The sequence below is a fragment of the Nocardioides pymetrozini genome (assembly GCF_046058985.1).
Lineage (GTDB): Bacteria > Actinomycetota > Actinomycetes > Propionibacteriales > Nocardioidaceae > Nocardioides.
The window spans coordinates 2144428-2161872 of the sequence record NZ_CP175556.1 but is presented as its reverse complement, the minus strand read 5'-3'; the positions used below and the strand labels follow the sequence as shown (position 1 = coordinate 2161872).

Sequence of the window (17445 nt, the reverse complement as noted above, 5' to 3'; positions counted from 1 at the left end):
TGGAGCGCATGTCCGCCGTGCTGGAGCTCGCCGAGGTGACCGTACGACGTGGCCAGGCGACCCTGCTCGACGGCATCAGCTGGGTCGTCCGGGAGGGAGAGCGCTGGGTCCTGCTGGGCGCCAACGGCGCCGGGAAGACCACGCTGATGCAGATCGCGGCCGCCCAGCTGCACCCGACGTCCGGCGCGGTCGGCCTGCTCGGGGAGCTGCTCGGCACGGTCGACGTCTTCGAGCTGCGGCCGCGCATCGGCGTCTCGAGCGCCGCGGTCGCCGAGCAGATCCCGCGCAACGAGACGGTGCGCGACCTCGTCCTCACGGCGTCGTACGCCGTCCTCGGGCGCTGGCGCGAGGAGTACGACACGGTCGACCACGACCGCGCCGACGCCCTGCTGCGCGAGGTCGGCGTCGCCGCGCTCGCGGACCGCACCTACGGCACCCTCAGCGAGGGCGAGCGCAAGCGGGTGCAGATCGCCCGCGCCCTGATGACCGACCCCGAGCTGCTCCTGCTCGACGAGCCCGCCGCGGGACTGGACCTCGGCGGCCGGGAGGACCTGGTCTCCACCCTGTCGGTGCTGGCCTACGACCCGCTCTCGCCGGCGACGGTGCTGGTCTCGCACCACGTGGAGGAGATCCCGCCGGGCTTCACCCACGTGCTGATGCTGCGCGGCGGCAAGGTGGTCGCCCAGGGCCCGCTCGCGGAGACGCTCACGCCCGAGGCACTGTCGGCGACCTTCGGGATGCCGCTCGTGCTCGAGCACCACGACGGGCGCTACGCCGCCCGGCGCAAGCAGCACCACCGCGGCTAGCAGCGAGGGCTCTCAACTAGAGTTCGGCCATGGACTGGCTCCGGGACCATCTCTGGGAGGCCTGGCTGGGCACGGCGATCGTGCTGGCTCTGGCCGAGCTGCTGAGCCTCGACCTCTTCCTGCTCATGCTCGCCGGCGGCGCGGTGGCGGGCGTGCTGACCGCGCTGGTGACCGACAGCGTCGTCGTCCAGGTCCTCGTCGCCTCCGCGACCGCTGTGCTGCTCCTCGGCGCCGTCCGCCCGCCGCTCGTACGCCGGATCCACGGCGGCCCGGACCTCGTCCTGGGACCGGCAAGCCTGGTCGGCAGCCGCGGCATCGTCACCGAGCCCGTCTCCGAGCACCGGCCCGGTCGGGTCAAGATCGGCGGGGAGTCCTGGCTCGCCGTCGCCGAGCCGCCGGAGTCCGTCATCGCCGTCGGCGTGACGGTCGAGGTCGTCTCGATCACCGGTGCCACCGCCCACGTCCGTCCCGTGTCCGAACCCCGACCCGAGGAGCTCCGATGACCGTCCTGGTCCTGCTCGTCCTGCTGCTCCTGCTGGTGATCACCGTCGTCGCGAAGTCGATCCGGGTGATCCCGCAGGCCTACACCGGCATCGTCGAGCGCTTCGGGAAGTACAAGGAGACGCTCCCGGCCGGCCTCAACTTCGTGGTGCCGTTCATCGACAAGGTGCGCTACATCATCGACCTGCGCGAGCAGGTCGTGAGCTTCCCGCCGCAGGCCGCGATCACCGAGGACAACCTCACCGTCGACATCGACACGGTCATCTACTTCCAGGTGACCGACCCGATCGCGGCGACCTACGAGATCTCCAACTACATCCAGGCCATCGAGCAGCTGACGATGACCACGCTGCGCAACGTCGTCGGCGGCATGGACCTCGAGCAGACCCTGACCAGCCGCGAGTCGATCAACAGCGGCCTCTCCGCCGTCCTGGACGAGACGACCGGCCGCTGGGGCATCAAGGTCAAGCGCGTGGAGATCAAGGGCATCGACCCGCCTCCCTCCATCAAGGACGCCATGGAGAAGCAGATGCGCGCCGAGCGCGACAAGCGCGCGCTCGTCCTGTCGGCGGAGGGCCAGCGGCAGTCGGCGATCCTCACCGCGGAGGGCAACAAGCAGTCCGCGATCCTCAACGCCGAGGGTGAGCGCGAGTCGCAGATCCTGCGCGCCCAGGCCGAGCGGGAGGCGCAGATCCTGCGCGCCCAGGGTGAGGGCCAGGCGATCCAGACCGTCTTCCAGGCGATCCACGACGGCCGGCCCGACCAGTCGCTGCTGGCCTACCAGTACCTGCAGATGATGCCGCGCATCGCCGAGGGCGACGCCAACAAGGTGTGGGTGATCCCCTCGGAGATCACCAAGGCCCTGGAGGGACTCGGCTCGGCCATCCACGAGGTGGCCGGCATCCCGAAGACCAGCCCGGGTCCGGCGAAGCGCGTCGACATGGGTCCCAGCGAGCCGGTCGCCCCGGCGACCAGCACGAGCGCGGCCGTCCAGGAGGCGATCGCCGAGGCCGAGAGCGCCGCCCGTCCCGGCCCGCCCGCGCCTCCGGCGGACCCCGCCGCGGAGTGACCCTCCTCGAGGCCGTCGCCGTCCTGCTGGCCGGCGTCGGGGCCGGCACGATCAACGCGGTCGTCGGCTCGGGCACCCTGATCACGTTCCCCACGCTGCTCGCCATCGGCGTGCCGCCCGTGACCGCGAACATGTCCAACAGCCTGGGCCTGGTGCCGGGCTCGGTCGCCGGTGCCGTCGGCTATCGGCGCGAGCTCGCCGGCCAGCGTGCCCGGGTGCTGCGACTGCTGGCGTTCTCGTCGACCGGCGGCGTGCTCGGCGCGGTGCTGCTGCTGGTCCTGCCTCCCGGCGCGTTCGAGGCCGTGGTGCCGGTCCTCATCCTGCTCGGAGTCGCCCTGGTGATCCTCCAGCCGCGCCTGTCCCGCGCCGTCGCGGCCCGTGCCGAGCGCCAGGCCGCCGGCCGGGCGGAGGCCGGGACGCCGAACCGCGAGCGGTCCCGGTGGGTGCCCCTCGCGGTCTTCGCCACGGGCGTGTACGGCGGCTACTTCGGCGCCGCCCAGGGCGTGCTCCTCATGGGCGTGCTGGGCATCGGCGTCGCCGAGGGCCTCCAGCGCCTCAACGGCGTGAAGAACGTGCTGGTGGCGTTCGTCAACGCCCTGGCGGGGCTCGTCTTCGTCCTCGTCGCCGAGCTCGGCCTGCTCGGCGCCGAGGCGGAGGTCGACTGGCTGCTGGTGCTCCTCATCGCCGTCGGCGCCGTGGTCGGCGGCATGCTCGGGGCGTCGGTGGGCCGCCGGCTCCCGCCGCTCGCCCTGCGCTCGGCGATCGTCGTGGTCGGCCTGGTCGCCGTGGTGGCGCTGGTCGTCTGAGGCGCCGGCCTGGCTGCTAGCGGCCCTGACCGCGCCCGCGCGCGAGGGCCAGGACGCCCGAGCCCACGGCGCCGGCGGCGGCGCCGACCAGCAGCCCGCTCGCGACCTTGGTGACATTGCTCCGGGTCAGCTCGATCAGGCCGTTGGCGAGGTCGGCTCCGTCGACCGCCACGCCGACCGCGGTCAGGTTGCGGCGCAGCGGGCCGCGGGAGGCGAGCGTCAGCGCACCGAGGGCGACCTCGCGGGCGCCGAACATCCGGCCCATGTAGGCGAGCTGGGGGTTGGCCTCGGGGTCGAGCCCGAACACGCGCGCGGTGGTCGAGGGAGCGGCCAGGGCGCCCACACCGATGACGATGCGGCCCAGGGAGAGTCCGGTCACGGGGTCCATGGCGCCGACCCTAGTGCCGCACGTAGGCCCGCAGCCAGCGGTCGATCTCGTCGTACGCGCGGGCTCGCGGTCCGCCGCGGGACAGGACGACGTCGTGCACGGCACCCGGTACGGCGGCGTAGGTGACGTGCCGGCCGAGCGCGACCGACCAGCGGCGGATCTGCTCGACGTCGAGGACGATGTCGGTGGAGAAGACCTCCTCGTCCATGCCGGTCGGGCGCCCGGAGCGGTCGGAGGAGAGCACGAGCACCGGCGCCGGCACGTCGAGCCCGGCCTGGACCCGGGCGTGCCCCTGCCGCACGGCACGCAGCCAGCCGAGGCGGACGGGGAAGGAGTCGACGGGCTTCCAGGTGAGGTCGAAGTCCCACTCGCCATCGTGGTCGCGGTGCAGGCTCCGGCCGTAGTAGCCGTTGACCTCGCGCCTCAGCTCGCGCAGCGGCCGGCGCCGGCCGGCCCGGTCGATCACCAGGTTCGCGACGGGGGAGCGCATCCAGGGCCTGCCCTGGAGGTCGAGCCAGGGGGAGTTCAGGAGCAGCCCGACGAGCTCCGGGGGCCGGCGCGCGTCGGCCCACAGGGCGACCACCAGGCCGCCGGTCGAGTGGCCCGACAGGACCACCTCCCGGTGGCCGTCGCGCACGGTGATCCGCTCCCAGGCGGCGTCGAGCTCGGCGAAGTACTCCGCGAGGTCGGCGACATAGGTCGCGGACTGGTGGGGGCGCAGCGAGCGGCCGTACTTGCGCAGGTCGAGGCCGTACATGCTGTGTCCGCGCTCGAGCCACCACTCGCCGTACGCCGCGTGGAAGAAGTAGTCGGAGAAGCCGTGGACGTGCAAGGTGGCGTACGCCGTCGGCTCGGCGGTGCGTCGGCGGACCAGCGTCGCCACGCACTCGCCCTCGAAGTCGTCCTCGAGCGGGATCGTCTCCGCCTCCCAGGGAGCGCCCAGGATGTCCTCGGTCGTCGCGTCGCCCACGGCCAGATTCTAGGGAGACCCCGGCTGCGCGCGGACGGCGGAAGGGAATATGGTTGACATGTCATCTGTTGCAGCGGGTGACACACCCGGACCCACCAGGAGCGGACCATGCAGATCGGGATCTTCACCGTCGGCGACGTCACCACCGACCCGACCACCGGCCACACCCCCTCGGAGCACGAGCGGATCAAGGCCACCGTCGCCATCGCGAAGAAGGCCGAGGAGATCGGCCTCGACGTCTTCGCGACGGGGGAGCACCACAACCCGCCCTTCATCGCGTCCAACCCCACCGCCACCTTGGCCTACATCGGCGCACAGACCGAGCGGATCATCCTCTCCACCGCCACGACGCTGATCACGACCACCGACCCCGTGCTCATCGCGGAGGACTACGCCAAGCTGCAGCACCTCACGGACGGTCGCAACGACCTGATGATGGGCCGCGGCAACACCGGACCGGTCTATCCCTGGTTCGGCAAGGACATCCGCCAGGGCATCAACCTCGCGATCGAGAACTACGCGCTGCTGCGCCGGCTCTGGAGCGAGGACGTGGTCGACTGGGAGGGGCGCTTCCGCACGCCGCTGCAGGGCTACACCTCCACCCCGCGCCCGCTCGACGGCGTCGCGCCCTTCGTATGGCACGGCTCGATCCGCAGCCCCGAGATCGCCGAGCAGGCGGCGTACTACGGCGACGGCTTCTTCCACAACCACATCTTCTGGCCGAAGTCGCACACCGAGCAGATGGTGCGCCTGTACCGCGAGCGCTTCGAGCACTACGGCCACGGCACGGCCGAGCAGGCCATCGTCGGGCTGGGCGGGCAGTTCTTCATAAGGCCCAACAGCCAGGACGCCGTGCGGGAGTTCCGCCCGTACTTCGACAACGCCCCGGTCTACGGCCACGGCCCGTCGCTGGAGGACTTCAGCGAGCACACCCCGCTCACCGTCGGCTCCCCCCAGCAGGTGCTGGAGCGCACCCTCTCGTTCCGCGAGTACGCCGGGCACTACCAGCGCCAGCTCTTCCTGGTCGACCACGCCGGGCTTCCGCTCAAGACCGTGCTCGAGCAGCTCGACCTGCTCGGCGAGATCCTGCCGGAGATGCGCAAGGGCTTCGCGGAGGGCCGTCCGGCGTCGGTCCCGGATGCCCCCACCCACGCCTCCCTCGTGGCCGCCGCCGGCGGGGCGAAGGACGCGACCGTGCACGCGGCGGACACCATGACCGGCACGACCGACCGCGCCGGGGACATCGAGGAGGAGGTCCAGTCATGACCAGCCGACGGATCGTCGTCATCTCGGCGGGGCTCTCGGTCCCGTCCTCGACCCGGCTGCTCGCCGACAAGCTCGGCGACGCCGTCGAGCGGGCGGTCGGCGCCCGGGGGCAGGCCGTCGACGTCCAGCACGTCGAGCTGCGCCCGCTCGCCCACGCGCTCGCCGACCACCTGCTGACGGGCTTCGCGACCGGCGAGCTGGCGCAGGCGATCGCCGCGGTCCGGCACGCCGACGCGCTCGCGGTCGTCACGCCGGTCTTCTCGGCGTCGTACTCGGGCCTGTTCAAGACCTTCTTCGACGTCCTCGAGAACGGCATGCTCGACGGCAAGCCGGTCGTCATCGCGGCGACCGCCGGGACCGCCCGGCACAGCCTGGTCCTCGACCACGCGCTGCGTCCGCTGTTCGCCTACCTGCACGCGGTCGTCGTGCCGACGGGCGTCTTCGCGGCGAGCGAGGACTTCGGCGCGACGGACGACGGCTCCCTGGACAAGCGGGTCGAGCGGGCGGCCGGCGAGCTGGCCGCCCTCCTCGGAGCCGCCCCGGCCGCGGCGGACGGCGCCCCCCGGCGTCGTACCGTCGACGACGAGCTCGCCGCCCCGACCCCGTTCGAGCAGCTGCTGCGCGAGGCGGGCGGCAGGTCGGTCCGCTGAGGACGGTCGTTGACGCCGGTGGCAGCATGAGCCCATGCGCCGCACAGTGTTCAACGAGGACCACGAGGACTACCGCCGGACCATCCGCGCCTTCCTGGAGACGGAGGTCGTGCCGAACTACCAGGAGTGGTACGACGCGGGCCAGGTCTCGCGCGAGCTCTACACCAAGCTCGGCGAGCTGGGCGTGTTCGGGATCGAGGTGCCGGAGGAGTACGGCGGCGCGGGGATCCACTCGTTCAAGTTCTCCGCGATCCTCACCGAGGAGTGCGCCCGCGCCGGGGTGAACCTGGGCGGGTCCGGGGTGCACGTGGAGCTCTGCCTGCCGTACCTGCTCAAGCTCGGCACGCCCGAGCAGCTCAAGCGCTGGATGCCGGGCTTCGTCGCCGGCACCGAGATGTGGGCGATCGCGATGACCGAGCCCGGCACCGGCTCCGACCTGGCCGGCATGCAGACCACGGCGAAGCGCGACGGCGACCACTACGTCCTCAACGGTGCCAAGACCTTCATCACCGGCGGCGTCCTCGCCGACCGCGTCATCGTGTGCGCCCGCACCTCGCCGCCCCTGGAGAGCAACCGGCGCTTCGGCATCTCGCTGCTCTGCGTCGACACGACGTCGGAGGGCTGGGCCGTCGGCCGCAAGCTCGACAAGCTCGGCCTGCGCACCTCCGACACGGCCGAGCTGTCGTTCACCGACGTCAGGGTCCCCGTGAGCGACCTGCTCGGCGAGGAGAACGAGGGCTTCTCCTATCTGGGCCAGAACCTCCCGCAGGAGCGTCTCGGCATCGCGTACGGCGCCTACGCGCAGGCCGCCGCGGCGGTCCGGTTCACCCAGGCCTATGTCGAGGAGCGCAAGGTCTTCGGCGCGCCGGTGGCGTCGTTCCAGAACACCAAGTTCGAGCTGGCCGCCTGCCAGGCCGAGGTCGACGCCGCGCAGGCCGTCTGCGACCGGGCGCTCGAGGCGCACGACGCCGGTGAGCTGTCCGCCGTGGACGCCGCCTCGGCCAAGCTGTTCTGCACCGAGGTCGCGGGCCGGGTCATCGACCGGTGCCTGCAGCTGCACGGCGGCTACGGGTACATGAATGAGTACCCGATCGCCCGGCTGTACGCCGACACCCGGGTCACCCGGATCTACGGCGGCACGTCCGAGGTGATGAAGCTGATCATCGCCAAGAGCATGGGGCTGTAGCCCCCGAAGGGCTCAATGCCGGTAGGTGCCGGTGAGGATCGCGCGGCCGAGGGTCTTGAAGGCCAGGTTGAAGCCGACGACGGCGGGCGTGGCGGAGGAGTCGACGCCGAGCGTCGGCTCCTTCACCGCGTGCACCACGAAGAAGTAGCGGTGCACCTGGTCGCCCTCGGGCGGCGCGGCGCCGGCGAAGTCCGGCGTACCGAAGTCGTTGCGGACGTGGAAGGCGCCCGCGGGCAGGCTGGCGTCGGACGACCCGGCACCGGTGTCGAGGCTCGTCACGTCTGCCGGGATGTCGACGACGACCCAGTGCCAGAACCCGCTGGGGATCGGCGCGTCGGGGTCGAAGCAGGTGACCACGTAGCTCTGGGTGCCCTCCGGGCCCGGCTCCCACGTCAGCTGTGGCGAGGTGTTGCCGAGCGCGTGGACCTGGTCGTCCTTGAGCGGCTGGCCGTCGGTGACGTCGGCGCTGGTCACCGCGAAGGACGCGGCGGCGGGCAGGAGCGGGTACGGGTCCGGGCTGACCGGGCGATCGAGACTCATGTCACCCGAAGGTAGTCCGGTGGTTGGCCCGGGCCAACGACCTCGGGCGGACTGTCGGGAGAATGGGGCCGTGAGCGACTTCCCGCCGTACCCGTCCGGTCTGCGCCTCGCCGGGCGCCGCGTGCTCGTCGTCGGCGGCGGCCACGTGGCCCAGCGCCGGGTGCCGCAGCTGATCGCCGTCGGGGCCGACGTCCACGTCGTCTCGCCGCAGGTCACCCCGGCGATCGAGGGGCTCGTCGGGTCCGGCGAGATCACCTGGCACCAGCGGGCCTTCGCCGACGCCGACCTCGACGGCGCCTGGTACGTGATCGCGGTGACCGACGACCGCGCCGTCAACGACCGCGTGTCGCGACTGTGCGAGGAGCAGCGGGTGTTCTGCGTCCGCTCCGACGACGCGACCCTCGCCACGGCGTGGACGCCCGCGATCGGCCGCGAGGCCGGGATCACCGTGGCGGTGGTCGGCAACCGCGACCCGCGGCGCTCCGCCTCGGTCCGGGACGAGATCGTCGCCGGGCTGCGGGACGGCACCATCGCGGCGCCGCACCACCGCGCGTCCACGCCGGAGCGGACCCCCGGCGTCACCCTCGTGGGCGGCGGTCCGGGCGACCCCGAGCTGATCTCGATCGCCGGGCGCAAGGCACTGATGGCGGCCGACGTGGTCGTGGCGGACCGGCTGGCTCCCCGCGAGCTGCTCGGCGACCTGCCCAGCGACGTCGAGCTCGTCGACGTCGCGAAGCTCCCGCGCGGGCGCTCGGCCCAGCAGGAGGAGATCAACCGGATCATCGTGGAGCGCGCGCTCTCCGGGAAGCGGGTCGTGCGCTTCAAGGGCGGCGACAACTTCGTGTTCGGGCGCGGCTTCGAGGAGATCATCGCCTGCCGCGCCGCCGGCGTGCCCGTCACCGTGATCCCCGGCCTGACCTCGCCCGTCTCCGTGCCGGGCATCGCGGGCATCCCGGTCACGCACCGCGGGGTCACCCACGAGTTCACGGTCGTCTCCGGCCACCTGCCGCCGGGCCATCCGGAGTCCCTGGTCAACTACGACGCGCTGGGCCGGATGCAGGGGACGGTCGTGGTGATGATGGGCGTGGAGAACGCCCCGCACATCGCGAAGGCGCTCGTCGCAGGCGGACGGCCGGAGTCCACGCCCGTCGCCGTCGTGTGCGACGGCACGATGCCCACGCAGCGAACGGTCCTCGCCACCCTCGGGACCCTCGAGGAGCGCCTGGTCGCGGAGGGCGTGAAGCCCCCGGCGATCATCGTCGTCGGCGACGTCGTCGCCGTGGCGCACCCGGACGCCTTCCCGGGCTGAGCGGGCGATGGCCGAGCTCGTCGACATCACCGACGCCGCCGACCCGCGGCTCGGCGACTACCGCGACCTGCGCGACGTCGAGCTGCGCAAGCATCTCGAGGCCGAGCACGGGCTCTTCCTGGCCGAGGGCGAGAAGGTCGTGCGTCGAGCGGTGGAGGCCGGCTTCGCCCCGCGCTCCTTCCTGATGGCGCCGCGCTGGCTGGACGGGCTCGCCGACGTGCTGGACCGCTCGGACGCCCCCTGCTACGTCCTCTCCGAGGCGCTCGCCGAGAAGGTGACCGGCTTCCACGTCCACCGTGGCGCGCTGGCCTCGCTCCAACGGCGGCCGCTGCCCGCCCTGGACGACGTCCTCGCCGGCGCCCGGTCGGTGCTCGTGCTGGAGGACATCGTCGACCACACCAACGTCGGCGCCATCCTGCGCTCGGGCGCGGCGCTCGGCTTCGACGCCGTGCTGCTCGCCCCGCGGTGCGCGGACCCGCTCTACCGGCGCGCGATCAAGGTCGCGATGGGCGCCGTCTTCGCCCTGCCGTGGACCCGGCTGCCGGACTGGCACGACGCCCTGACGGACCTGAGCCGGCGGGGCTTCACCACCGTCGCGCTGACGCTCGCGCCGGACGCCGTACCCATCGAGGATGCCGTCGCGGGCGAGGAGAAGGTCGCGCTCGTGCTCGGCTCGGAGGGACACGGGCTGTCGGCGCGCTGGGAGCAGGCCGCCGACCGGCGGGCGATCATCCCGATGGCGCGCACGATCGAGCACGGCGTCGACTCACTCAACGTGGCGGCGGCGACGGCCGTGGCCTGCTACGTCACCGCCCGTCGCTGAGCCCTCACCAGATCGGACACGCTGTCGCACTACCGCGACGGGCCCGGGGCGCCTACCCTCCCCCCATGGTGGATGAGAACACGTTCTACCCGTCGGTCCCCGTGCTCGTCTGGGGGACGGGCAACATGGGGCGCGCGTCGCTGCGCGCGGTCGCGGCGCACCCCGGGCTGAGTCTGGCGGCCGTCGTGGTGAGCGACCCCGCGAAGGTCGGTCGCGACGCCGGCGACCTGGCGGGCCTGGACCGGACGCTGGGCGTCGCCGCGACCGACGACGCCGCGGCGGCCCTGGCGACGCTCGACGGCGGGGGAGCGGTCGTGTACGCCGCCTCCGGCGAGCTGCGCCCCGACGAAGCGGTCGCCGACATCACCCGCGCCCTGAGCGTGGGGGCCGTGGTGGTCACGCCGTCGGTGTACGCGCTCTACGACCACCGCAGCGCGCCGGCGGAGCTGCGCGAACCGATCGAGAAGGCGTGCGCCGACGGGGGCGCCGCGCTCTTCGTCAGCGGCATCGACCCCGGCTGGGGCAACGACCTGCTGCCCGCCCTGGTCAGCGGTCTCGCGTCGGAGGTCGACCAGATCCGCTGCCAGGAGATCTTCGACTACTCGACCTACGACGCCGAGGACTCGGTGCGCGCAATCGTCGGCATGGGGGAGCCGATGGACTACGAGCCGCCGATGGTGGCGCCGGGCATCCCGTCGATGGTCTGGGGCGGCCAGGTCCGCCTGATCGCCCGCGCGCTCGGCGTCGAGGTCGACGAGCTGCGGGAGACCGTCGAGCGGCGGGCTCTCGACAGCGACGTGACGACCGCGCTCGGCGACTTCCGCGCCGGCACCCAGGGCGCGCTGCGCTTCGAGGTGCAGGGCATCGTCGGGGGAGAGCCGCGGATCGTGATCGAGCACGTCACCCGGATCAGCGCGTCCTGCGCCTACGACTGGCCGATGCCGCCCGACGGCGGGGACGGCGCCCACCGGGTCATCGTGGAGGGGCGACCGCGGATCGAGGTCAACGTCGAGGCCACCGACGAGGGCGGCAACCGCGCCGCCGGCGGCAACGCGACCGCCGCCAACCGCCTGGTCAACGCCATCCCCTGGCTGCGCGCGGCTCCGCCCGGCCTGTACGACGGCCTCGACGTGCCCCTCGCCCCCAGCACCTACCTCAGCCGCCGGGAGGCGTGATGTTCCTGGAGATCCCCGACGGCAAGGACCCGATCGGCTACGTCTGGGGGGAGTTGGTGCCCGGCATCGGCCCCGCTGCCGCCACGCTGGCCATGAGCGTCTACGAGCACAGCACGCTCGGGCTGCGCGAGTTCGAGGCGGCCCGGCTCCGGGTCGCCCAGATCAACGGCTGCCTGTTCTGCCAGGACTGGCGCACCGAGCGGGACGGCACGAAGGTCGAGGAGACCTTCGACCAGGCGGTCCAGGACTGGCGGACCACTCCCGACCTCGACGAGCGCGCCCGTCTCGCGGCGGAGTACGCCGACCGGTACGCGCTCGACCACCACGGCATCGACGACGGCTTCTGGCAGCGCATGCGCGTGCACTACACCGACCGGGAGATCGTCGAGCTGTCGATGTGCCTGGGCTCGTGGCTCGCCTTCGGCCGGCTCAACCGGGTGCTCGGCCTGGACGCCGCCTGCGTGCTGCCTAGCCACGCCCAGCGGAGCTGAGCAGGGCCGCGAACCGGCCGACCGTGTCGTCGATCGCGGCCTGGCAGGCCGGCGACCAGGGGCCCATGTCGAAGAAGCCGTGGATCAGCCCCGGATAGGTCGTCTGCTCGACGTGGACGCCCGCGGCGGCGAGGGCATCGGCGTACGCGACGCCCTCGTCGCGCAGCGGGTCGAACTCCGCGGTGACCACCACGGCGGGCGGGAGTCCCGCGAGCTCACCGCGCAGCGGGGAGAGGCGCGGGTCGAGGAGGTCGGTCTCCGGAGTGGCGTAGCTCCCGATGAACCATCCCATGGTCGCCTCGTCGAGGAAGTAGCCGTGGGCGTTCTCGGTCCGCGAGGCGTAGTCGCCGAGCACGTCGGTGGCCGGGTAGACGAGCAGCTGGGCCGCGAGCCCCGGCACGTGCTGCGTGGCGACGGCGCACAGGTTGCCGCCCGCGGAGTCGCCGGCGACCGCGACGACGTCGGTGCCGCCGTACTCCTCACGGCGGGCCCGCACGTCGCGGACCGCGGCGATGGCGTCCTCGGCTGCCGCAGGGAAGCGCGACTCGGGAGCCAGCCGGTAGTCCACCGCGACGACGACCGCCTCCGCGCCCGCGCAGATCGTGCGTGCCATGGCGGCGTGGGTGTCGAGGTCTCCGATGACCCATCCGCCGCCGTGCAGCAGGACCACGGTGGGGAACGGGCCGGCGCCCTCCGGACGGTAGACCCGTGCGGCCAGGGGCCCCTCGGCACCCGCGACCTTGTCGTCCTCCACCGTGCCGACGGCGGGCAGCGTGCCGGGCGGGCGTCCGTCCACCGTCATCATGCGGAACACCGCACGGGCATCGGCGGGGGAGAGCGCGGACATCGGGGTGCCGGCTGCGATGGCCTCGAGGAGGCCGGACAGGGAGGGGTCGACGGGCATGGCCAGACGCTAGCCCACCGCGGACCCCGCCAGATCAGGTCGGCCACTCCGGCGGGTAGTCCTCGGCGGCCGCGTCGTGCTGCTTGCGCAGCTTCTTCATGGCCTTCGCCGAGATCCGATCGCCGAACACGATGCCGCGGGTGTGGTCGGTCTCGTGCTGCAGGCACTTGGCGAGCAGGCCGTCGCCCTCGAAGCGGACCGGGCTGCCGTCGAGCCCGGTGCCCTCCACCACCGCGTAGTCCGGTCGGGCGCAGTCGACGAAGGCGCCGGGATAGGACAGGCACCCCTCCCCGCTGTCGTCGAGCCGCCGGGCGACCCCCTCCGGCTCCACCAGGACCGGGTTGCACACGACGCCCACGACGCGGCGGCCCTCCTCGTCGGGACAGTCGAAGACGAACATCGCGACGTCCTCGCCGATCTGGCAGGCCGCGAGCCCCACGCCGTCGGCGGCGTACATCGTGGCGACCATGTCCGCGGCGAGGGCGCGCAGCGCGTCGTCGTACACCTCGACGGGGGCCTGCGGGCGGTGCATGACCGGCGTCCCCCAGCGCGTCATCGGGCGGACCCGGCCGCCGCGGGGGAGGGGGCCGTACGGCGCCAGCGCCGGCTCCGCGCCGTCGCGCCGCACGTCCGAGCTGTCGTCTGCACCCTGCGCCATGGCTCCGATCCTAGGAGGCCGGCTGTGACCTGCCGCACCCGGGGCGAGGAAATGGCCGGCACCTGTAGCGCAATGTGTAACTCGCAGTTACATTTGGCCCATGTCCCTGATCAGCAACCTCAAGCCGGGCGGCAAGCACGGGGTTCCGAGCAGCGAGAGCCGCGATCCGATCGGCTATCTCGTCGCCGGGCTCAACCGGCTCGCCCAGACCGACCTCCTCGACAAGGTCCGCCTCCGCAAGCCGGCCGAGCAGGCCGTCTTCTCGGTCACCCGGACCGGGTTCAAGACGATGACCAACGCCAACCGGACCTTCGCCAAGGCCGGCAAGGGCGGACAGCCGGGCACCCGCCCGACCAACGCCCCGGCGCCCGGGATCTTCGACCTCACGCCCGGCGAGGACGAGCAGATGCTCGTCGACGTCGTCACCGAGTTCGCCGAGGAGATCGTGCGCCCGGCGGCCGCCGCGGCCGACAAGGCGTGCGCGGCTCCCGACGACGTGCTCAAGGCCAGCCTCGAGATCGGCCTGCCGATCCTGGGCGTGCCCGAGGCGCTCGGCGGCGTCTCCGAGGAGCGCTCCGCGATGGCCGGGACGCTGGTCGCCGAGGCCCTGGCCAAGGGCGACATGGGCCTCGCCGTCGCTACGCTCGCGCCGGGCTCGGTCGCCACCGCGATCGGCCTGTGGGGCACCGACGCGCAGCAGCAGACCTACCTCCCGCCGTTCAGCGCGGAGGACGGCACCGTCCCCGCCGCGGCGCTGGCGCTCAACGAGCCCACCGTGCTCTTCGACGTGCTCAGCCCGTCGACGACCGCCCGCAGGACCGCCGACGGCTACGTCCTCAACGGCACCAAGAGCCTGGTCGCCCGCGGTGACAGCGCCGAGCTCTTCATCGTCGGAGCCAGCCTCGACGGCACGCCGGTGCTCTTCCTGGTCGAGTCGTCGACCGACGGCCTCTCCATCGAGGGCGACCCCGCCATGGGCGTGCGGGCGGCTTCCCTCACGAAGCTGGTCCTCGACGACGTCACGGTGCCCGCCGACGCGGTGCTCGGGGAGACGGACGGGTCGACCTACACCGAGTGCGTGCGCCTCTCGCGCCTGGCGTGGTGCGCCCTCGCGGTCGGCACCGCCCAGGCCGTGCTCGACTACGTCACGCCGTACGTCAAGGAGCGGGAGGCCTTCGGCGAGCCGATCGCCCACCGCCAGTCGGTGGCCTTCATGGTCGCCAACATCGCGATCGAGCTGCAGGGCATGCGCCTGCTGACCTACCGGGCGGCCTCCCGCGCCGCTGCCGGCAAGGACTTCGCGCGCGAGGTCGCCCTCGCTCGCAAGGCATGCACCGACAAGGGCATGCAGATCGGCCTCGACGGCGTCCAGCTGCTCGGAGGCCACGGGTTCGTCAAGGAGCACCCGGTCGAGCGGTGGTACCGCGACCTGCGTGCCATCGGCATCATGGAAGGGACGGTGCTCGTCTGATGGCCATCAATCTCGAGGTTCCGAAGAAGCACCGGGCGCTGGTGGACCAGGCCCACCAGGTCGCGATGAACATGCTGCGACCGATCTCCCGCAAGTACGACATCGCCGAGCACGAGTATCCCAAGGAGCTCGACATGCTCGCCGCGATGATCGACGGGCTCTCCGAGTCCGGCGCGAGCGAGGGCGCCGGCGCGACCGGCGTACGCCGTGACGGCGGCGACGAGGACAAGGGCAAGGTCAAGAACGGCGCCAACCTCGCCTCGGTCACCTCGGTCGCGGAGATGTGCTGGGGCGACACCGGCCTCCTGCTCTCCATGCCGCGCCAGGGCCTCGGCAACTCCGCGATCGCGTCGGTCGCCAACGACGAGCAGCTCGAGCGCTTCAAGGGCCGCTGGGCCTCGATGGCGATCACCGAGCCGCACTTCGGCTCGGACTCGGCCGCCATCTCCACCACCGCGGTGCTCGACGGCGACGAGTACGTGATCAACGGCGAGAAGATCTTCGTCACCTCCGGCGAGCGCTCCGACTGCATCGTCGTGTGGGCGACCCTCGACAAGTCCCTCGGCCGTGCGGCGATCAAGTCGTTCGTCGTGGAGAAGGGCACGCCGGGGGTGAAGGTCGAGCGGCTGGAGGAGAAGCTCGGCATCCGTGCCTCCGACACCGCCGTCATCACCTTCACCGACGCGCGGGTGCCGAAGGAGAACCTCCTCGGCTCGCCGGAGATCAACGTCGAGCAGGGCTTCGCCGGCGCGATGGCGACCTTCGACAACACCCGCCCGCTGGTGGCCGCGATGGCCGTGGGGTGCGCTCGCGCCTCCCTCGACCTGACCCGCGACCTGCTCAAGGAGGCCGGGATCGAGGTCGACTACGACCGCCCGGCGATCCTGCAGCACGCGGCGGCCGCGCGGTTCCTGCAGCTGGAGGCCGACTGGGAGGCCGGGCGCCTGCTCACCCTCCAGGCGGCCTGGATGGCCGACAACCGCAAGCCCAACTCGCTCGAGGCCTCGATGGCGAAGGCGAAGGCCGGCCGCGTCGGCTCCGACGTGACCTTGTCCTGCGTCGAGCTGTGCGCCTCGGTCGGCTACAGCGAGGAGGAGCTCCTCGAGAAGTGGGCGCGCGACTCCAAGATCCTCGACATCTTCGAGGGCACCCAGCAGATCCAGCAGCTCATCGTCGCCCGGCGGGTCCTCGGGCTGTCGAGCGCCGAGCTCAAGTGAGCTGACCAGGTCCGCGACCGGGCCCGTCCTCGCCGTCGCGCGGGGGCGGGCCCGGTCCGTCGTACGGGGGTGGAACGCGTTGCCTTTGGGCACAAACCGCACGTGACCCGCCGAAATCGTTGCGGTTTGGTCCCAAACCGCAACGACCACCGAGGTGAACCCGCCCTACTCGACCGCGCTGAGCACCTCCGCACCGCGCCCCGGCTGAACGACATGGTGGCCCGGCGCGGCCCAGTCCCGGGCGCGGTACGCCGCGTCGACCGCGTCGCGGACGACACCGAGCCGCTTCTCCGCGACCAGCGTGATCGTGCAGCCACCGAAGCCGCCGCCGGTCATCCGCGATCCCAGCGCGCCCGCGCCGATCGCGGCGTCGACGACGACGTCGAGGCGGTCCACCGAGACCTCGTAGTCGTCGCGCAGCGAGCCGTGCGAGGCGGTCATCAGGTCGCCCAGACGCGGCCACGCGCGGGCGTCGATCGCCTCGACGGCGGCGCGGACCCGCTCGTTCTCGCGCGTCACGTGGCGCAGGCGCCGGGGATGGCCGGCCGCGCACTCCCGGCGCCGCTGGGCGTAGCCGCCGTCGCCGTCGGCGAGGACGTGGCGCACACCGGTGTCGGTGACGAGGAGGGCGAGACCGTCCCGGGACACCGGCAGGGGGACGGGAGTGACCTGCGGCCGGTCGCGGTCGGCGAAGTCGACGAGGAGGGCGTGGCCGTCCGCCCCGAGCATCGCGGCCAGCTGGTCCATGCCGCCGGTCGGGGCACCGACGTGCTCGGTCTCCGCGCGACGACAGGCCTCGGCGACCTCGCGCCGGGTGGCACCATCGAGCGCCTGCCCCAGCAGCCCCGCGACCGCGGTCGCGACCGCGCACTCCAGCGCCGCCGAGCTGGAGAGCCCGCCTCCGAGGGGCACCGTGGACGTCACATCGACGTCGAGGCCGGGCACGTCCCAGCCGAGGCGCCGCAGCTCGGCCACCACCCCGACGACGTACGCCGTCCACTGCTCGTCTCCCGCGGGGGCCTCGCGGCTCCTCATCACCAGGCGGTCGTCGTCGCGGCGGCGTACCGTCGCGGTCGTCGCGAGGTCGACCGCGAACGGCAGGCAGAGGCCGCCGTTGTAGTCGGTGTGCTCGCCGATGAGGTTCACGCGGCCGGGTGCGCGCCCGACGGCGACGGTGGACGGCGAGGGGGAGGGCGAGGGGGAGGGCACGGCGCC

At 72.7% G+C, this 17445-nt stretch carries 19 protein-coding genes; 13 read left to right on the top strand and 6 right to left on the bottom strand.

Features of this window, described 5'->3' with window-relative positions:
• Positions 1–8: 8 nt before the first annotated feature.
• Genes ACJ5H2_RS10600 through ACJ5H2_RS10585 form a run of 4 tightly spaced genes read left to right on the top strand, consistent with a single transcriptional unit; the run spans position 9 to position 3182 of the window.
• Positions 9–806, top strand: a complete 798-nt coding sequence (locus ACJ5H2_RS10600) for an ABC transporter ATP-binding protein (protein WP_408899524.1) — start codon at positions 9–11, stop codon at positions 804–806.
• A 29-nt stretch (positions 807–835) separates the two neighbouring features.
• Entirely contained in the window at positions 836–1309 is a 474-nt protein-coding gene (locus tag ACJ5H2_RS10595) for an NfeD family protein (RefSeq protein WP_408899523.1), read from the top strand.
• Entirely contained in the window at positions 1306–2376 is a 1071-nt protein-coding gene (locus tag ACJ5H2_RS10590) for an SPFH domain-containing protein (protein ID WP_408899522.1), read from the top strand. The genes ACJ5H2_RS10595 and ACJ5H2_RS10590 overlap by 4 nt, the downstream gene beginning before the upstream one ends.
• Positions 2373–3182 (top strand): sulfite exporter TauE/SafE family protein, encoded by an 810-nt coding sequence (locus tag ACJ5H2_RS10585; RefSeq protein ID WP_408899521.1) that lies wholly within the window; start codon positions 2373–2375, stop codon positions 3180–3182. The genes ACJ5H2_RS10590 and ACJ5H2_RS10585 overlap by 4 nt, the downstream gene beginning before the upstream one ends.
• Before the next feature lie 16 nt (positions 3183–3198).
• Here ACJ5H2_RS10585 and ACJ5H2_RS10580 read toward each other — a convergent pair whose 3' ends face one another.
• On the bottom strand, positions 3199–3570 hold the full coding sequence (locus tag ACJ5H2_RS10580; protein ID WP_408899520.1) for a DUF4267 domain-containing protein: 372 nt from the start codon (positions 3568–3570) through the stop codon (positions 3199–3201).
• A 10-nt stretch (positions 3571–3580) separates the two neighbouring features.
• A complete protein-coding gene (locus tag ACJ5H2_RS10575; protein ID WP_408899519.1) occupies positions 3581–4540 on the bottom strand; it encodes an alpha/beta hydrolase in 960 nt (319 codons plus the stop codon).
• 108 nt (positions 4541–4648) lie between these two features.
• Here ACJ5H2_RS10575 and ACJ5H2_RS10570 point away from each other — a divergent pair, with 108 nt between their 5' ends.
• The 3 genes from ACJ5H2_RS10570 to ACJ5H2_RS10560 are packed head-to-tail and all read left to right on the top strand — an operon-like array spanning position 4649 to position 7642.
• Positions 4649–5806, top strand: coding sequence for an LLM class flavin-dependent oxidoreductase (locus tag ACJ5H2_RS10570; RefSeq protein ID WP_408899518.1), 1158 nt, complete (start codon positions 4649–4651; stop codon positions 5804–5806).
• On the top strand, positions 5803–6456 hold the full coding sequence (locus ACJ5H2_RS10565; RefSeq protein ID WP_408899517.1) for an FMN reductase: 654 nt from the start codon (positions 5803–5805) through the stop codon (positions 6454–6456). Before ACJ5H2_RS10570 ends, ACJ5H2_RS10565 begins: the two co-directional genes overlap by 4 nt.
• Positions 6457–6490: 34 nt before the next feature.
• The gene (locus tag ACJ5H2_RS10560) at positions 6491–7642 is read left to right on the top strand and encodes an acyl-CoA dehydrogenase family protein (RefSeq protein WP_408899516.1); all 1152 of its coding nucleotides are present in this window, start codon (positions 6491–6493) and stop codon (positions 7640–7642) included.
• A 12-nt stretch (positions 7643–7654) separates the two neighbouring features.
• Here ACJ5H2_RS10560 and ACJ5H2_RS10555 read toward each other — a convergent pair whose 3' ends face one another.
• The gene (locus ACJ5H2_RS10555; RefSeq protein WP_408899515.1) at positions 7655–8182 is read right to left on the bottom strand and encodes a YbhB/YbcL family Raf kinase inhibitor-like protein; all 528 of its coding nucleotides are present in this window, start codon (positions 8180–8182) and stop codon (positions 7655–7657) included.
• Positions 8183–8252: 70 nt separating this feature from the next.
• Between ACJ5H2_RS10555 and cobA the strand changes: the two genes are divergently transcribed.
• From cobA to ACJ5H2_RS10535, 4 genes are all read left to right on the top strand, one after another.
• Positions 8253–9491 (top strand): uroporphyrinogen-III C-methyltransferase, encoded by a 1239-nt coding sequence (gene cobA, locus ACJ5H2_RS10550; RefSeq protein WP_408899514.1) that lies wholly within the window; start codon positions 8253–8255, stop codon positions 9489–9491.
• Between the two features lie 7 nt (positions 9492–9498).
• Positions 9499–10314, top strand: coding sequence for a TrmH family RNA methyltransferase (locus ACJ5H2_RS10545; protein WP_408899513.1), 816 nt, complete (start codon positions 9499–9501; stop codon positions 10312–10314).
• A gap of 65 nt (positions 10315–10379) precedes the next feature.
• Positions 10380–11489, top strand: a complete 1110-nt coding sequence (locus tag ACJ5H2_RS10540; protein ID WP_408899512.1) for a dihydrodipicolinate reductase — start codon at positions 10380–10382, stop codon at positions 11487–11489.
• Positions 11489–11980, top strand: coding sequence for a carboxymuconolactone decarboxylase family protein (locus tag ACJ5H2_RS10535; RefSeq protein ID WP_408899511.1), 492 nt, complete (start codon positions 11489–11491; stop codon positions 11978–11980). The genes ACJ5H2_RS10540 and ACJ5H2_RS10535 overlap by 1 nt, the downstream gene beginning before the upstream one ends.
• Here ACJ5H2_RS10535 and ACJ5H2_RS10530 read toward each other — a convergent pair.
• Both ACJ5H2_RS10530 and def read right to left on the bottom strand, forming a co-directional pair.
• On the bottom strand, positions 11958–12884 hold the full coding sequence (locus ACJ5H2_RS10530) for an alpha/beta hydrolase (RefSeq protein WP_408899510.1): 927 nt from the start codon (positions 12882–12884) through the stop codon (positions 11958–11960). The genes ACJ5H2_RS10535 and ACJ5H2_RS10530 overlap by 23 nt on opposite strands.
• A 34-nt stretch (positions 12885–12918) precedes the next feature.
• Entirely contained in the window at positions 12919–13542 is a 624-nt protein-coding gene (gene def, locus ACJ5H2_RS10525) for a peptide deformylase (RefSeq protein WP_408899509.1), read from the bottom strand.
• A 100-nt stretch (positions 13543–13642) separates the two neighbouring features.
• On the opposite strand from def, the gene ACJ5H2_RS10520 reads away from it, so the two are divergent.
• Positions 13643–15013 (top strand): acyl-CoA dehydrogenase family protein, encoded by a 1371-nt coding sequence (locus ACJ5H2_RS10520; protein WP_408899508.1) that lies wholly within the window; start codon positions 13643–13645, stop codon positions 15011–15013.
• Positions 15013–16230, top strand: a complete 1218-nt coding sequence (locus ACJ5H2_RS10515) for an acyl-CoA dehydrogenase family protein (protein ID WP_408899507.1) — start codon at positions 15013–15015, stop codon at positions 16228–16230. Before ACJ5H2_RS10520 ends, ACJ5H2_RS10515 begins: the two co-directional genes overlap by 1 nt.
• 165 nt (positions 16231–16395) lie before the next feature.
• On the opposite strand, the gene ACJ5H2_RS10510 is transcribed toward ACJ5H2_RS10515, so the two are convergent.
• Positions 16396–17439 (bottom strand): galactokinase, encoded by a 1044-nt coding sequence (locus ACJ5H2_RS10510; RefSeq protein WP_408899506.1) that lies wholly within the window; start codon positions 17437–17439, stop codon positions 16396–16398.
• Positions 17440–17445: the final 6 nt, after the last annotated feature.